Raw genomic sequence first — 15,575 nt, 5'->3', positions numbered from 1 at the left:
GATCAATCCCGGTCGAGGCGGACGCCGTAAAGTTCCATGCGGTGATCGACGAGGCGGAAGCCCAGCTTTTCCGCGATCTGGCGCTGCAAGGCTTCCAGTTCGGGATCGACGAATTCGACCACCTTGCCGGTTTCGACATCGATCAGATGGTCGTGATGCGCCTCGGGCGATGCTTCGTAACGGGCACGACCGTCACCGAAATCGTGGCGGTCCAGAATCCCCGCCTCTTCAAACAGGCGGACGGTGCGATAGACGGTAGCGATCGAAATGCCGGGATCGATGGCCGAAGCGCGTTCATGCAGTTTTTCGACATCGGGATGGTCGGTGCTTTCGGACAGCACCTTGGCAATCACACGGCGTTGGTCGGTGATGCGAAGTCCGCGTTCGGCGCAGATCGCTTCGATATCGATCGGGTTGGGCACTGGGTTACAGCCTTGGATAGCAGTTGGAAAAGAATAAAGGGCGATGGCGCCGCTTTGCCGCGATCATAAACCGCGCCGCTGTCAACGCAACCGCCCTGAATTCCTGTGCCCGTGCCGGTGGTTTGGGGTGGGGGATGAAACCGGCGGGCGATGCCGGGGCCATGATCGGCCCCGCCTTTGCTGTGGGCGTTCAGCCCTTTTTACGGCGACCGCCGGGCTTGCGGCCCAGACCGATCTTTTTCGCCAGTTCGCGACGCTTTTCCGCATAGTTGGGGGCAACCATCGGATAGTCGGCCGGAAGGTTCCAGCGCGCACGATATTCGTCGGGGGTCATATTGTAATGTGTCATCAAATGGCGCTTAAGCATTTTCAGCTTTTTTCCGTCTTCCAGACACACGATATAGTCGGGCTTTACGGACGCGCGGATCGAAACGGCCGGTTCGGGCGGCGTTTCTTCTTCCTGTGCCGTTTCGCCAAGACCGGCGAGCGCAGCATAGACATTGCTGATCAGCGAGGGGACGTCGCCGACTTCCACGTTATTATTGCTGACGTGGGCGGCAACGATGTCAGACGTGAGTGTAATTAGCGTCTCGTTCACGTCGAGTACGGGATTATCCATGACTTAAAATCCTTTCGGTACGGTTCTTCGCCGCTTGACCACCCCGAATGCCGTCGGCGATGCACGTCTTTTGGTACATCATTTATTAAAATTCAACTATTCAGTGCGGGTTTTTCATTGAAATCCCGCTTGTTAAAATTTTAATTTCAAGTTTCGAAGTGATCGCGCTGCGAATTTCCGCGAATGCCGCATTCGCTCAGCTTTTGCAGTGCGAAAGATGGATTTAAAATGCGTTAATAACACGCATGAAAGTAATCGCGTTTCGCCTTTTGCCATCGCGTCCCGAATAATAGTCGCGTCTTAACCCCACGGGCTTGAAACCGTGGGCGTGATACAAATGACGCGCCGGATTGTCGTCGCGCATTTCCAGAAATATCTTGGAACAGCGCAGATCGCGCGACGTTTCGACTGCCCGGTCCAGCAATCTGCCGCCCAGCCCCTTGCCCCGCGATTCGGGTGCGACCGCGATCAGCAGCAGCTCTTCCTCGTCCATTGCGCGGCGTAGCAAGGCAAAGCCGGTCACTCTGTCCAGATCGTGCGGAGCCAGATTGCCGGTATCGTCGACCAGCACGAACCGCGTGTCGGGCATCACCAGCGCGCCCAGCAATTGCGACCGGTTCCACGCCTCGCCGTAAACCGGATCGAAGGCCACCTGCATGACCCGCATGATCGCATCGGCTATATTCTGCTCGGGCATCAGTCTGCCCTTTGGGTGCTGTCGACCCGCCTTCCCGTGGTGCCCTTGTTCGGGATCGCCGCATCGGGGCGGCGGCCATAGGCAGGGTGCGGATCGGGCAACAACAGGCTTTGCGGCAGGGCGGCAAACTGCCGCGCATCGGGGAGCAGCGGCCACGCCTGTCCGAACCCGCGCGCGGCGACCAGCGCCTCGGCCTTGCTGCCCGCGACCTGTTCCGCGGTCAGCGCGGTCTGCGCGTCGGCGGGGGGGAGCGAGCGCGCATCCGAACGGGGCAGCCCGTCGGCGGCGAATTCCTGCACGAACCATTCGCCATGGCCCGCATTATTGGTAACGCCGACCGGCGCGGCACCCGATTGCGCGCGTGCCTGCGCAGCGATCAGGGCCAGTGTCGGAAATCCGACCAGATCGGCCCGCCAAGCCAGCGCCAGCGCCTTGGCAGCGGCCAGCCCGACGCGAATGCCGGTAAAGCTGCCGGGGCCTGTCGAAACCGCGATCCGGTCCGCGCGCCCGCCATCGGGCAATTCTGCAATCATCGGGACCAGCCGTTCGGCATGGCCGCGACCCAGTGTTTCGCAGCGCCCGTCGATCAGGCGCAGCGCATCGCCCTCCCGCTCGAACAGAGCGGCGGAACAATTCTCGGTCGCGCAATCGATGACGAGAGTTCGCACTCCGCGCCTTACCCCCTCAAGCGCCCCGCCGCGGCGAGGCCCCTTGCGCCGCCGGTCAGGCCGCGCGCACCTCGGTCACTTCGGGAACGTAATGCTTCAACAACCCCTCGATGCCCTGCTTCAGCGTCGCTGTCGAGGAGGGACAGCCCGAACAGGCGCCCTGCATCTGCAGATAGACCACGCCTTCGCGGAAACCGCGATAGACGATATCGCCGCCATCGCCTGCCACGGCAGGGCGCACGCGGGTTTCGATCAGCTCGCGGATCTGGGCGATCACATCGGCGTCCTCGGGATTGTCCTCAACCGCCTCGTCCTCTGCCGGAACGGCAAAACCCGCCGCGTCGCCGCCCGCGAAAAGCGGCGCTTCGGACACGAAATGGTCAAGCAGAACGGCCACCACCTGCGGTTTCAGCGCGGCCCAGTCGGCCCCCGGCGCGGCGGTGACGGATACGAAGTCCGACCCGAAGAACACGCCCGTGACATCGCCCATCGAAAACAGCGCCGATGCCAGCGGCGAAGCCTCTGCCGCTTCGGGGTCGGCAAAGTCGCGGGTGCCCGATGTCATCACCTGCCGCCCGGGCAGGAATTTCAGCGTGGCCGGGTTGGGTGTCGTTTCGGTCTCGATAAACATGGTGGTGATTTAGGGGAACCGGCGCGCCATTCAAGCGGTGATTGCTTGCACGGGCGATAGTGCGGCTTTCGGGCGCGGAACGGGTGATGCTTTCGGCGGTTCTGCCGGAAATCCTATTCACTGGCGCTTCATTGCGTCGCTTCCTATACAGGTTTCATGAAGTTCCAATCCCGCCATGCGGTCATTGCCGCGCTTTCCGCCCTTCTTGCCTCCACCTCGCTCGTCGCGGTTCCCGCCGCCGCCCAGCCCGCCCCGTCGGCAGAGGCCAAGCGCGACTGGCCGCAAGTGGAACAGGACCGTCCGTGGCTCTATCGCGGCAGCGACATTCCGGTGGACGAGGAATGGGTGTTCGGCGAATTGCCCAATGGCCTGCGCTATGCGGTGCGGCAGAACGACATTCCCGCGCGTCAGGTTTCGGTGCGCGTCGCGGTCGACGCCGGTTCGATCCACGAGGCGGATAGCGAGCGCGGCTTTGCCCATTTGCTGGAACATCTGGTGTTCCGCGAAAGCAAATATCTGGCGAACGGCAAGGCCATCGAACGCTGGCGCGAACTGGGCACCACCATCGGCGCGGATACGGGGGCGTTCACGTCGCCCACGCAGACCGTGTTCAATGTCGATGTGCCCGAAACGGATCAGGCCAAGCTGGCCGAAGTGTTCCGCCTGCTGTCGGGCATGGTCACGGGACCGGTGCTGACCGATGCCAATGTGCAGACCGAACTGCCCATCGTGCTGGCCGAACGGCGCGAACGCGGTGCGGCGGGGCGGCGGATTTCCGAAGCGACGCAGCAAACCTATTTCGCGGGCCAGCGGATTGCCGAACGTCTGCCCATCGGCACGGTAGAAACGCTGCAGGCCGCCAATGGCAAAAGCGTAAAGGCGTTTTACGACCGCTGGTACCGGCCCGACAACACGATCATCGTGGTCGCAGGCGATTTCCCGACGGCGGTGCTGGAACAAGCGGTGAAGACGGCGTTCGGCGGCTGGAAAGTTTCGGGCAAGGCGACACCCGCGCCCGCATTCGGCGATCCGGTGCCGGGCCCCGATGCGAAAACCGCACCCGGTGCGCTGGCGCCGGTGGACAAGGTCAGCGTGCTGGTCGAACCCGATCTGCCGCGCAATATCGGCTATGCCGTGATGCGCCCGTGGCGGCCGGTGGTCGACACCATCGTCTATAACGAAGGGCTGCTGACCGATCAGCTGGCGATGTCGATCATCAATCGCCGGCTTGAATCGCGGGCGCGGGCAGGGGGCAGCTATCTCGCCGCGTCGGTCGCGCAGGACGATCTGAACCGTTCGACCGATGCCACCTTTGTGTCGATCACCCCGCTGGGTGCCGACTGGAAGGGGGCGTTGCTGGACGTGCGCGCGGTAATCAGGGACGCGATCGAAAACCCGCCCGCGCAGGAAGAGATCGACCGCGAGGCGGCGGAGTTCGAAAATGCGTTCCGCGTCGGCGTGGAAACCCGCGACGTGCAGCAGGGTGCCGATCTTGTCGACAATGTGGTCGAGGCGATCAATATCCGCGAAACCGTCGCCGCGCCCGAAGTGGTGCTGAGCGTGTTCGAGGGGATGAAGCCCAAGCTGACCCCCGATGTCCTGTTGCAGCATACCAGGCAGCTGTTCAGCGGCGATGTCGTGCGCGGGTTGATGAGCGTGCCCAACGCCAGCGAAGCGGACGAGGCCGCGTTCCGTGCCGCCCTGCTGGAACCGGTGGAGGCCGACGATTCCGCGCGCGTCCCCGCTGCCGCGATTTCGTTTGACGAGCTTCCCTCGCTCGGCACGCCGGGCAGCGTGGAGGCGAATGCCGCGACCGGTCTGTTCGAGATCGAATTGCTGCGCCTGTCGAACGGCGTCACCGCGATGATCTGGCCCAGCACGGCGGAACCGGGACGCGTCAGCGTTCGGGTGCGTTTCGGCGCGGGCTATGGCGCGTTCGGTGCAGACGACAATGCCGAAATCGCACTGGGCGAGGTTGCCCTGATGGGCGCGGGTATCGGAAAGCTGGACCAGGACGCGCTCGACCGGATTACCACGGGCCGCAAGATGGGCCTGCAGTTCGGGATCGAGGATAGCGAGTTCGTCTTCGCGGGCGAGACCCGTGCCGCCGATCTTGAGGATCAGCTGTACCTGTTCGCGGCCAAGCTGGCCGATCCGCGCTGGGATACCGCCCCGCTGGAACGCGCCAAGGCGGGCCTCTCGATCAGCTATGACAGCTTTGCCGCAAGCCCGTCGGGCATTCTGAACCGCGACTTCGAATATCTGCTGCGGGGAGAGGATCCGCGTTTCAAATCGCCCACCCCTGCCGAACTGGAAGCCGTGAGCGCCGAGGAATTCAAGGCGACCTGGGCGCCTGTTCTGGCGAGCGGACCGGTGCAGGTGGAAATCTTCGGCGACTTCGACCGCGCTGCGGGGATTGCCGCGCTGGAAAAGACATTCGGCGCATTGGCCCCGCGCGAACCGGCGGCGGCCAAGCCGCAATTGTCCACCCCGCCCAAGACAAGCGACACACCCGTCGTTCTGACCCATCGCGGCGACGCGGACGAGGCGGCGGCCGTGGTCGCATGGCCCACGGGCGGCGGGCGCGACGACGTGACCCTGTCGCGCAAGACGCAGGTGTTGACGCAGATTTTCTCCAACCGTCTGTTCGATGCGATGCGCGAAAAGCTGGGCGCCAGCTATTCGCCCAATGTCGCCTCGCGCTGGCCGCTGGACCGCGAAACGGGCGGATCGATCATCGCCATGGCGCAGGTCGAGCCGGACGAGGTTCAGGTGTTCTTCGACACGGCGACCAGCATTGCCGAAGACCTTGCGACCAATCCGCCCAGTGCCGAGGAAATCGCCCGCGTTACCGAACCGCTGCGCAGCTATATCGAGCGTGTGTCGAGCGGTAACGGTTTCTGGCTGAGCGAGCTGGGCGGCGCGTCGCGCGATCCGCGCCGGATCGACCAGATCAGGACGATCATCCGCGATTATTCGCAGGTCACTCCCGAAGAGATGCAGGCGCTGGCCCATCGCTATCTGACGGGCAATGCCATGCGGATCGAAATCGTGCCGGGCGCCAGCGCGCGTGCCGGTGACGGATCGGGGGACGCGGCGGCCTCGCGCTGATACGGTAACGCCTGAAACCTTTGCAAAGCCTATCCCCAAGGGGTAAGGGCGGCTCCATTCCGACATTTCGGATGGAGAGAGAAACTGCCGAGGCAACAGGCCCGGCAGGCGATGGAGTGACGAAGTGAACAAGACGGCGGACTGGAGCCCCGAAAGCTGGACATCGAAGGAAGCAAAGCATCTTCCCACCTATGCCGACACGGCGGCGCTTGCCGATGTGGAGCACAGGCTGACCCGCTTTCCCCCGCTCGTCTTTGCGGGCGAAGCCCGCGCGCTGAAGGCCGAGCTGGGCGAGGTCGCGCAGGGTCGCGGTTTCCTGTTGCAGGGCGGCGATTGCGCCGAAAGCTTTGCCGAATTCCATCCCGACAATATCCGCGACACGTTCCGCGTGATCCTGCAGATGGCGGTGGTGCTGACCTTTGCCAGCAAGCAAAAGGTCGTGAAAGTGGGCCGCATGGCGGGCCAGTTCGCCAAGCCGCGGTCCAGCAATGTCGAGGTAAAGGACGGCGTCGAGCTGCCCAGCTATTTCGGTGACAACATCAATGATATCGCGTTCGATGCGGCGGGCCGCCAGCCCGATCCCGAACGCATGGTGCGCGCATATAGCCAGGCGGCGGCGACGCTGAACCTGCTGCGCGCCTTTGCCGGTGGCGGCTATGCCAATCTGCGGCAGGTGCACCAGTGGACGCTGGATTTCATGGACCGTTCGCCGTGGGGAACGCGTTTTGCGCAGACGGCCGACCGGATCAGCGAAGCGCTGGATTTCATGGAGGCATGCGGCGTCGATCCCGCCACCGTGCCGCAGCTGAAGGCCACCGATTTCTATACCAGCCACGAAGCGCTGCTGCTGCCCTATGAGCAGGCGTTGACCCGCCGCGATTCGCTGACCGGCGAATGGTACGACACCAGCGCGCATATGCTGTGGATCGGCGACCGCACCCGTTTCGAAGGGTCGGCGCATGTCGAGTTCCTGCGCGGCGTGGGCAATCCCATCGGCATGAAATGCGGCCCCAGCCTGTCGCCCGACGCGCTGCTGTCGATGCTCGACACGCTGAACCCCCGGCGCGAGGCGGGGCGGATCACGCTGATCAGCCGCTTCGGCCACGAAAAGGTAGAGGCAGGGCTGGCCCCGCTGGTCCGCGCGGTGAAGCGCGAAGGCCATCCGGTGGTCTGGTCGTGCGATCCGATGCACGGCAATGTCATCAAGTCGGAAAGCGGGTTCAAGACGCGCCCGTTCGATCGCATCCTTTCGGAAGTGAAGGGCTTTTTCGCCGTCCACCGCGCCGAAGGCACCCATGCCGGCGGCATCCATGTGGAAATGACGGGGCAGGACGTGACCGAATGCACCGGCGGCGCGGTCGCCATCACGGACGAGGCATTGTCGGCCCGCTATCGCACCCATTGCGATCCGCGCCTGAACGCCGCGCAGTCGATCGAGCTGGCATTCCTGCTGGCCGAGGAACTGAATGCCGAGATGGTCGCCCGCCGCGACGCGGCCTGAGCGCCCGCCTCTAGGCAGGCGACAATAGTTAAATTTGCGCGGGGCGGGCACCATAGCCTGCCTCGCGCATTTTTCATGGCATGGGCATTGCTACCAGACCCGCACCGATCGGACCGGCTGTTACAGCGGACCGGTTCCGCGCGACCCGCGCCCTGACGCTCGATCTTGCCGCGCCCCTATCCGACGCCGACGCGACCATACAGTCGATGGAAGATGCCAGCCCCGCCAAATGGCATCTGGCGCACACCAGCTGGTTATTCGAAACATTCCTGCTGCGCGACCATCTGGACGGATATCGCCTGTTCGACGGGAAATATCCGTTCCTGTTCAATTCCTATTACGAGGCGGAAGGGCGGCGCATCGCCCGCTTTTCGCGCGGCATGCTTTCGCGCCCCTCGCTTGAGGAGATTGTCGCATTCCGCCGCGCCGTCGATGCGGCGATGGAGGCGCTGCTGGAGCGCGAGGATTGCGCGCCCCTGATCCAGCTGGGCATCGCACATGAACAGCAGCATCAGGAATTGTTGCTGACCGATATCAAGCACGCTCTTTTTCAGAACCCGCTCGGCCCGGCGATGTTCGACCGCTTGTCTGAAAATACGCATCATACCGTCGACGGCTGGATCGAGCATCAGGGCGGCATCGCGCGGATCGGACATGATTGCGGGACCGACCGTTTCTGCTTCGATTGCGAAGGCCCGCGCCACCGCGTGCTGCTGGAGCCGTTCCGCCTGTCGCGGCGGCTGGTCAGCAATGCGGACTGGCAGGCATTCGTCGACGATGGCGGCTATCGCACGCCCTCGCTGTGGCTGTCGGACGGCTGGGCATGGGTGCAGCGGGAAGGCGTGACAGCACCGCTCTATTGGCACAAGGACGAGCAGTTCACCCTGGCCGGATGGCAACCCCGCGACCCGCAGGCCCCCGTCGCCCATATCTCATATTACGAGGCTGACGCTTTCGCATCATGGGCGCAAAGCCGTCTGCCGACCGAGGCGGAATGGGAAGTGGCTGCGATCCGCGCCGACCCATCGGCGGGCCAGCAAATGGACCGCGCCGAAGCGGTGCAGCCTGCCGCCACGCCGGAATTGTTCGGAAGCTGCTGGCAGTGGACGCGCTCCGCCTATTTGCCGCATCCCGGTTTCACGGCCGCCGACGGCGCGGTGGGCGAATATAACGGCAAGTTCATGAGCGGGCAGTTCGTGCTGAAAGGCGCCAGCTGCGCCACGGCACGGGGCCATTCGCGGGCCAGCTATCGCAATTTCTTTTACCCGCACCAGCGCTGGCAATTCACCGGCCTCCGCCTTGCGCAAGACATATAGGGATAATCCGGCATGACGGTCCAGCAAGCCTTGCGCATCGTGGACGAGGACGAGGAAGGCATCGACAACGCGTTCCGGCGCGACGTGCTGCGCGGCCTGTCCGAACCGCAAAAGGCGGTCCCCGCGCGCTGGTTCTATGACGAGCGCGGATCGGAACTGTTCGAGGAAATCACGCGCCTGCCCGAATATTACCCGACGCGGGCAGAGAAAGAGATATTGCGCGCCCACGGCAGCGATTTTCGCCGGTCGATCGGCGCAGGCCGCGCGGTGGTGGAATTCGGATCGGGCAGCTCGGCCAAAACGCCGCTGCTGTTACAGGCCATCGAACCTGCGGCCTATGTCCCCATCGATATTTCGGGCGATTTCCTGCGCGCCTCTGCCCGCAGGCTGGCGGAAAAGCTGCCCGATCTGCCGATCCATCCGGTGGAAGCCGATTTCACGCAGCCCGTCACCATGCCCGCCGAGATCGAGGGGGTGGCACGGCTGGGTTTCTTCCCCGGCTCGACCATCGGCAATATGGTGCCGCGCACGGCGGTCGATTTGTTGCGCGGCATGCGCGAAACGCTGGAACGCGGCAGCCCCGATGGCCACCCGCCGCTGCTGTTGATCGGGATGGACCGGATCAAGAGCCGCAAGATCCTGATCCCCGCATACGACGATGCCAAGGGCGTCACGGCGGGTTTCAACCTCAACCTGCTGACCCGCATCAACCGCGAGCTGGCGGGCGACATGCCGGTCGATGCATTCCGCCACCGCGCGATCTGGAACGACGATATCGCGCGCATCGAAATGCATCTGGAGGCGCAGCGTGATATCGGCTTCACCGTTGCGGGCCGCGCGTTCACCATGCAGGCGGGCGAGACGATCCATACCGAGAACAGCCACAAATACGGCCGCCGCTCTGCCGCCGCGCTGCTGCTGGCAGGCGGCTGGACGCCCGTGGACCGCTGGAACGACCATGAGAGCCAGTTCATGGTGATACTGGCAGAGGCGAGCCCGCTGCGGTCTGCGCCCTAGGACTGGTCGGCCCGGTCCAGCGGGTTCTCCCGGTAGAATTCCACATGCAGGCGAACCGGGCCAAAAGTCTCGACATGATGGACAGCCTGCGGAGGTATGAGACCCAGCTTGTCCGGCGCGACAGCAATCTCACGCCGGGGCTTGTGAAAGATGAGCCGTGCCGCCCCCTCGTCGACCACCAGCAAGCCCCAGACACCTGCCTTGGTGCTATGCGCATTGCGGATGGCATCGGGCAGGCTCTGCTCGTCGAACTGCGGAGTGGATTTGTACGGCACGGCCATGATCAGCGTTCAGCCTTCGGCTTCGTCTGCATATAACTCGGCTTCCTTTGCGATCAGAATATCTGCCAGGAACCAATAGGCTTCGCCCCAGGCATCGAGGATCTCACTGGTCGCCGCATCACCCAGCACGTCCTTGATCGCGGCGAGAAGGTTTTCCGCAACGATGGGGTAGTGCTCTGGCTTGACGTGGGTTTCGACATGGCGGCGAGCCATGCGCAGGACGGGCCCGCTTAGATTTTCAAGCTTATCGACATTCTCGGCATAGGCGATGATCGCCGCCGCCAGACGCTTGGGCTGCTCGCCCGATTCCTGCGCTGCCATGTCGAACATCGCCTTCACCTCGGGATGGCGGTCGAACATGCGCTCATACATACGCTGCGTAATGGCAAGGCCGTGCTGCTTGAGCGCAGGGGCCGTGGCCTTGACGATCGTCATGGTGTCGGCGGAAAGCGTACGGGACATTGTCGATCCTTATTGATGCATTGGAAATGCATCTATACTCGACACGCAAATAGATGTAAACCGGATGCATCAAATGGAGATTTTACCATCAAGCTGACCCTGCATACCGATTACGCGTTGCGCATCCTGATGCAGGCCGCCGCCAATCCGGGCGTGCGCCTCTCTATTGCCGATGTGGCCGAGCGGCATGGGATCTCGCGCAATCATTTGATGAAGGTCGTCAACCAGCTGGCCACCATGGGTCTGGTCGATACGGTGCGGGGCCGTGGGGGCGGATTCTGGCTGGCTGAAGATCCCGGCAGCATCACTCTGGGGGATGTCGTACGACAGACCGAACCGGGCATGCAGGCCGCCGATTGCGGCAATTGCGTGCTGAAGCGTGGCTGCGGGCTGACGCCGATACTTGGCGATGCGATGGACGCATTCCTGGCCGTGCTCGATCGGACAACCCTGGCGGATGCTGTGGAACGAAATGCCCGCAGCTTCTTCGCCCCCGATGCGAATGCCCCCGTGAAGGAACCGCTGTCCGAGGCGTGAGCGGGTTTGCCGTGGCGTGCAAGCCCAGCTTCACACCCCTGAAACCCGCAATTGCTTGCGCAAAATGCCGCGTTTGACTACCGCGCGCATTCCGTTGGCAGGGCTGGCGGAGATTTGCGCAATTATCATTCACGAACAAGAAAGCAAGTATCATGGGTTATCGGGTGGCAGTTGTTGGAGCCACGGGCAATGTCGGGCGCGAGATGCTGGCCATCCTCGCCGAGCGGGCCTTCCCTTATGACGAGATCGCGGCGGTCGCCTCGCCCCGCTCGACCGGGACCGAGATCGAGATTGGCGACACCGGCCAGATGATTAAATGCAAGAATATCGAGCATTTCGACTTTGCCGGTTACGACATTGCCCTGTTCGCGGCGGGCAGCGGCCCGACGGCGGAATATGCGCCCAAGGCGGCAGCGGCGGGCTGCGTGGTGATCGACAATTCGTCGCTCTATCGCATGGACCCCGATGTGCCGCTGATCGTGCCCGAGGTGAACCCGGACGCCATCGACGGCTATACCAAGAAGAACATCATCGCGAATCCCAACTGCTCGACCGCGCAGATGGTGGTGGCGCTGAAGCCGCTGCACGATGCGGCCACGATCAAGCGCGTGGTCGTCGCGACCTATCAGTCGGTGTCGGGCGCGGGCAAGCAGGGCATGGACGAGCTGTTCGAACAGAGCCGCGCGATCTTTGTCGGCGATGCGGTCGAACCCGCCAAGTTCACCAAGCAGATCGCGTTCAACGTGATCCCACATATCGACGTGTTCCTCGATGACGGTTCCACCAAGGAAGAGTGGAAGATGGTCGCCGAGACCAAGAAGATCCTCGACCCCAAGGTCAAGGTGCAGGCCACCTGCGTGCGCGTGCCCGTGTTCGTCGGCCACTCGGAATCGCTGAATATCGAGTTCGAGAACGAGCTTTCGGCAGAGCAGGCACAGGACATCCTGCGCGAGGCGCCGGGCGTGATGCTGGTCGATAAGCGCGAGGATGGCGGCTATGTCACCCCCGTCGAATGTGTGGGCGATTACGCAACCTATATCAGCCGCGTGCGCGAGGATTCGACTGTCGATAACGGTCTTGCGCTGTGGTGCGTGTCGGACAATCTGCGCAAGGGCGCAGCGCTGAACGCAGTGCAGATCGCCGAACTGCTGGGCCGCCGGCACCTGAAGAAGGGCTGATCACCCACACCACTGGCGGAAACATGACAGCCGTCCCTGCCATGTGCGGGGGCGGCTGTTGCTTTATGGCCGAAATATTTGGCGACCGGCGCGCTTGGCGGGCGGCGGCCAACCCGCTAGGCACGCGGGCATGAGCCAGACTGCCGAATTTCCCGTCACCACCGAAACCGTTACCGCCCGCGACGGCACCAGCCTTGCCGTGCACCGCATGGAGCCCGCGACGGGCGAGGCGCAGCGTACGCTGATCCTGCTGCATGGGCTGTTTTCCAGCGCCGAGATCAACTGGATCAAATATGGCCATGCCCGCGCGCTGGCAGAGGCGGGGTTTTCGCTGATCATGCCTGACCTGCGCGCCCATGCGCATAGCGGCGCGCCGCACGATCCCGCCTGCTATCCGCCGACTGTGCTGGTCGACGATCTGGAGGATGTGGTCGCGCATTACGCGCTGACCAATTACGACCTTGCGGGTTTCTCGCTCGGTTCGCGGACGTCGCTGGGCGGGGTGATCGCGGGGCTGACGCCGCGGCGGCTGGCGCTGGTGGGGATGGGGCTAGAGGGCTTGCTCGATTTCCGGCGGCGCGCGGGGTTCTTTATCGACGCCATCGACAATTTCGAAACGGCGAAGCGCGGGGACAGGCATTTCTTCGCCGTGTCCTTCATGAAGACGATGAAGATCGACCGCGTGGCGGCGCGGCTGCTGTTGTCCGCCAGCGGGCTGGGCATCACCCGCGAACAGCTGTCCATCCCGCAAATGCCCGTGCTGGTGCTGTGCGGGACAGAGGATGATGACAACGGATCGGCCGAGGATCTGGCGGCGGCGCTTCCCCATTCGGAGATGGCGTGGATTCCCGGCACGCATATGTCCTGCGTGACCGAAAAGGCGCTGGGCCGCGAACTGGTGCGGTTCTTTACGGCCTGAAAATCACCGGAACGGCGGTTCGTTGAACGCGCGCAGCTTGCGGCTGTGCAGGCGCTCACCCTCGGCCTTCAGCAATTCGCAGCTTCTGATGCCGATCTGCAAATGGCCCGCAATCGCCTGCTCGTAAAAGCGGTTGGCCTGTCCCGGCAGCTTCAACTCGCCATGCAGAGGCTTGTCCGACACACATAGCAACGTGCCATAGGGGACGCGGAAGCGGTAACCCTGCGCGGCGATGGTGGCGCTTTCCATGTCGATGCCCACCGCGCGGGCCAGCGACAGGCGATGCCCGATCGTCGATACCTGCAATTCCCAGTTGCGGTCGTCGGTGGTGACGACGGTGCCGGTGCGCATGCGGCGCTTCAGATCCACGCCTTCGGTTCCGCTGATCTCTTCCGCAGCCTTGGCCATGGCCTGCTGCACCTCGGCAATGGCGGGCAGGGGGATTTCCGGCGGCAGCACGCTGTCCAGCACATGGTCGTCGCGCAGATAGGCGTGGGCCAGCACATAATCGCCGATCTTCTGGCTGTCGCGCAGACCGCCGCAATGGCCGATCATCAACCATGCCTCGGGCCGCATGACTGCCAGATGGTCGGTGATCGTCTTGGCATTCGACGGGCCGACACCGATGTTCACCAGCGTGATGCCGCCGCCGTCGGGCGCGATCAGGTGATAGGCGGGCATCTGGTGCCTGCGCCATGCGGTATCGGAAAGCAGGCTGCGCGCATTGTCGCGCCGCTGGTCCAGATACAGCCCGCCCGCGCCAGACAGCGCAGTGAAATTCACCCCGTCCAGCTGCTGCGCTGCCCAATCGACGAATTCGTCGACATAGCGGTGGTAATTGGTGAACAGCACGAAACGCTGCACATGTTCGGGATTGGTGCCAGTATAATGCTGAAGGCGGGCGAGGCTGAAATCGGTGCGCAGCCCGTCGAACAGCGAAAGCGGCATCGGATCGTCGACATCGCCCACGTCCAGCCCGTCGGCAATCTCGTCCCCGATCAGCGCCAGTTCGGTCGCGGGAAAATGCCGGGCCAGTTCGCGCGGCGATACGCCCGCAAGCTCCGCTGCCGCCTCTCCGTCCAGAACATAGGGAAACGGAATTTCCTGCCGCGAAGGGCCGACCGCGATTTCGACATCGTGGTCTTCCATGATCAGCGACAATTGTTCGCGCAGATAGGGACCAAACAACTGCGGGCGGGTGATGGTGGTGACATAGCGGCCCGGCGTCGACAGCCGCGCGAAGGACCGGTTCACTTCCGAAGGCCGGCTGCTGCCGGAAAAGCGCAGCCGCAATTCGGGATAGGCATAGGTGCCGTCGTTGCGGCGGGCGCGGTCGGGCAGGGCGCCCGTCGCGGCAAAGGCGACCATGTCGTCCTTCAAAGCGGCGCGGGCCGCGTCGTAAAGCCGGATCAGTTCGGCAATGATTTCATCAGCTGTATTCATCGACAAGAGATAACCGCCCCGTTCCGACATTTCAAAGGCGGCATGACGCACCATGCGAAAATTCCGCCCTTTCAAAAAGGAAAGGGCGCGGACAGCCGATGCCGTCCGCGCCCTTCCTGTCTGTCGCGAAAGCGGTGAAGCGGCCGGTCAGGCCTGTTCTTCGCCGGCTTCCTCTTCGCCTTCTGCGGCATCGTCCACAGCGATTTCGCCGGGTTCCGCATCGGGGTCACGCTCTTCGGTGAAGCCGGTCTGTTCGGCGGCTTCTTCCTCGAACATCGCGGCCAGAACGTCCACGCCTTCCGACTGAAGCGCGGCTTCGTCGTCCGAACGGGCCACATTGGCCTTGATGGTCACGTGCACTTCAGGGTGCAGGGCGACGGTCACGTCGAACATGCCGATCGTTTTGATCGGGTGGCCAAGAATGACCATCTTCTTGTCGATGTCGTGGCCCTTTTCGTTCAGGGCCGCGGTGATGTCGCGCACATTGACCGAACCGTACAGCTGGCCGGCGTTCGACGACGCGCGGATCAGCGTGATTTCGGTGCCTGCAACCTTTTCACCGGCCTTTTCGGCTTCGGTGCGCTTTTCGGCGTTTTCGGCTTCCAGGCGTTCGCGGTTGGCTTCGAAGACCTTCTTGTTCGCCTCGTTGGCGCGCAGGGCCTTTTTGTTGGGCAGCAGGAAGTTACGGGCATAGCCGTCTTTCACGGTGACAACGTCACCGATGGTGCCCAGCTTTTCGATCCGTTCCAGGAGGATGATATCCATGGGTCAGA

The 15,575-nt window shown here is 63.3% G+C and carries 16 protein-coding genes; 7 read left to right on the top strand and 9 right to left on the bottom strand.

The features are described from left to right. Positions 1–2 precede the first annotated feature (2 nt). The 5 genes from LOZ77_RS09080 to LOZ77_RS09060 all read right to left on the bottom strand — a co-directional run bounded on the left by LOZ77_RS09080 (position 3) and on the right by LOZ77_RS09060 (position 3,037). A complete protein-coding gene (locus LOZ77_RS09080; protein ID WP_230278869.1) occupies positions 3–422 on the bottom strand; it encodes a Fur family transcriptional regulator in 420 nt (139 codons plus the stop codon). A gap of 190 nt (positions 423–612) precedes the next feature. Next, positions 613–1,041 carry a MucR family transcriptional regulator gene (locus LOZ77_RS09075; protein WP_230278868.1) on the bottom strand — a complete coding sequence of 143 codons (429 nt, stop codon included), beginning with the start codon at positions 1,039–1,041 and terminating at the stop codon, positions 613–615. Positions 1,042–1,264: 223 nt separating this feature from the next. After that, positions 1,265–1,738 (bottom strand): GNAT family N-acetyltransferase, encoded by a 474-nt coding sequence (locus tag LOZ77_RS09070; RefSeq protein WP_230278867.1) that lies wholly within the window; start codon positions 1,736–1,738, stop codon positions 1,265–1,267. Beyond that, positions 1,738–2,406: a tRNA (adenosine(37)-N6)-threonylcarbamoyltransferase complex dimerization subunit type 1 TsaB gene (gene tsaB, locus LOZ77_RS09065; RefSeq protein WP_230278866.1), complete on the bottom strand. Its 669-nt coding sequence runs from the start codon at positions 2,404–2,406 to the stop codon at positions 1,738–1,740. Before tsaB ends, LOZ77_RS09070 begins: the two co-directional genes overlap by 1 nt. Before the next feature lie 55 nt (positions 2,407–2,461). Beyond that, a complete protein-coding gene (locus LOZ77_RS09060; RefSeq protein ID WP_230278865.1) occupies positions 2,462–3,037 on the bottom strand; it encodes a NifU family protein in 576 nt (191 codons plus the stop codon). Positions 3,038–3,193: 156 nt separating this feature from the next. On the opposite strand from LOZ77_RS09060, the gene LOZ77_RS09055 reads away from it, so the two are divergent. The 4 genes from LOZ77_RS09055 to egtD all read left to right on the top strand — a co-directional run bounded on the left by LOZ77_RS09055 (position 3,194) and on the right by egtD (position 9,982). Next, entirely contained in the window at positions 3,194–6,148 is a 2,955-nt protein-coding gene (locus tag LOZ77_RS09055) for a pitrilysin family protein (RefSeq protein WP_230278864.1), read from the top strand. Between the two features lie 124 nt (positions 6,149–6,272). After that, entirely contained in the window at positions 6,273–7,649 is a 1,377-nt protein-coding gene (locus LOZ77_RS09050; protein WP_230278863.1) for a class II 3-deoxy-7-phosphoheptulonate synthase, read from the top strand. Positions 7,650–7,729: 80 nt separating this feature from the next. Beyond that, complete coding sequence (gene egtB, locus LOZ77_RS09045) at positions 7,730–8,965, top strand: ergothioneine biosynthesis protein EgtB (RefSeq protein ID WP_230278862.1); 1,236 nt, start codon at positions 7,730–7,732, stop codon at positions 8,963–8,965. Between the two features lie 12 nt (positions 8,966–8,977). Continuing rightward, positions 8,978–9,982 carry an L-histidine N(alpha)-methyltransferase gene (egtD, locus tag LOZ77_RS09040; RefSeq protein WP_230278861.1) on the top strand — a complete coding sequence of 335 codons (1,005 nt, stop codon included), beginning with the start codon at positions 8,978–8,980 and terminating at the stop codon, positions 9,980–9,982. Here egtD and LOZ77_RS09035 read toward each other — a convergent pair. Continuing rightward, entirely contained in the window at positions 9,979–10,263 is a 285-nt protein-coding gene (locus LOZ77_RS09035; RefSeq protein ID WP_230278860.1) for a DUF1971 domain-containing protein, read from the bottom strand. The genes egtD and LOZ77_RS09035 overlap by 4 nt on opposite strands. A 9-nt stretch (positions 10,264–10,272) precedes the next feature. Then, complete coding sequence (locus tag LOZ77_RS09030; protein WP_230278859.1) at positions 10,273–10,725, bottom strand: globin domain-containing protein; 453 nt, start codon at positions 10,723–10,725, stop codon at positions 10,273–10,275. Between the two features lie 30 nt (positions 10,726–10,755). Between LOZ77_RS09030 and LOZ77_RS09025 the strand changes: the two genes are divergently transcribed. The 3 genes from LOZ77_RS09025 to LOZ77_RS09015 all read left to right on the top strand — a co-directional run bounded on the left by LOZ77_RS09025 (position 10,756) and on the right by LOZ77_RS09015 (position 13,359). Then, positions 10,756–11,262 carry an Rrf2 family transcriptional regulator gene (locus tag LOZ77_RS09025; protein WP_370638076.1) on the top strand — a complete coding sequence of 169 codons (507 nt, stop codon included), beginning with the start codon at positions 10,756–10,758 and terminating at the stop codon, positions 11,260–11,262. Positions 11,263–11,414: 152 nt separating this feature from the next. Continuing rightward, positions 11,415–12,440 carry an aspartate-semialdehyde dehydrogenase gene (locus LOZ77_RS09020; RefSeq protein ID WP_230278857.1) on the top strand — a complete coding sequence of 342 codons (1,026 nt, stop codon included), beginning with the start codon at positions 11,415–11,417 and terminating at the stop codon, positions 12,438–12,440. Between the two features lie 130 nt (positions 12,441–12,570). Then, positions 12,571–13,359, top strand: coding sequence for an alpha/beta fold hydrolase (locus LOZ77_RS09015; protein ID WP_230278856.1), 789 nt, complete (start codon positions 12,571–12,573; stop codon positions 13,357–13,359). A gap of 3 nt (positions 13,360–13,362) precedes the next feature. On the opposite strand, the gene LOZ77_RS09010 is transcribed toward LOZ77_RS09015, so the two are convergent. Further along, positions 13,363–14,802 (bottom strand): AMP nucleosidase, encoded by a 1,440-nt coding sequence (locus LOZ77_RS09010; protein ID WP_230278855.1) that lies wholly within the window; start codon positions 14,800–14,802, stop codon positions 13,363–13,365. Positions 14,803–14,949: 147 nt separating this feature from the next. Then, a complete protein-coding gene (rplI, locus tag LOZ77_RS09005; protein ID WP_230278854.1) occupies positions 14,950–15,567 on the bottom strand; it encodes a 50S ribosomal protein L9 in 618 nt (205 codons plus the stop codon). Between the last annotated feature and the right edge of the window lie 8 nt (positions 15,568–15,575).

Origin of the sequence: Croceicoccus sp. Ery15, from assembly GCF_020985305.1 — a bacterium.
Classification (GTDB): Bacteria; Pseudomonadota; Alphaproteobacteria; order Sphingomonadales; family Sphingomonadaceae; genus Croceicoccus.
The sequence above is the reverse complement of the archived record's forward strand: the minus strand, read 5'-3'. Positions and strand labels throughout refer to the sequence as shown.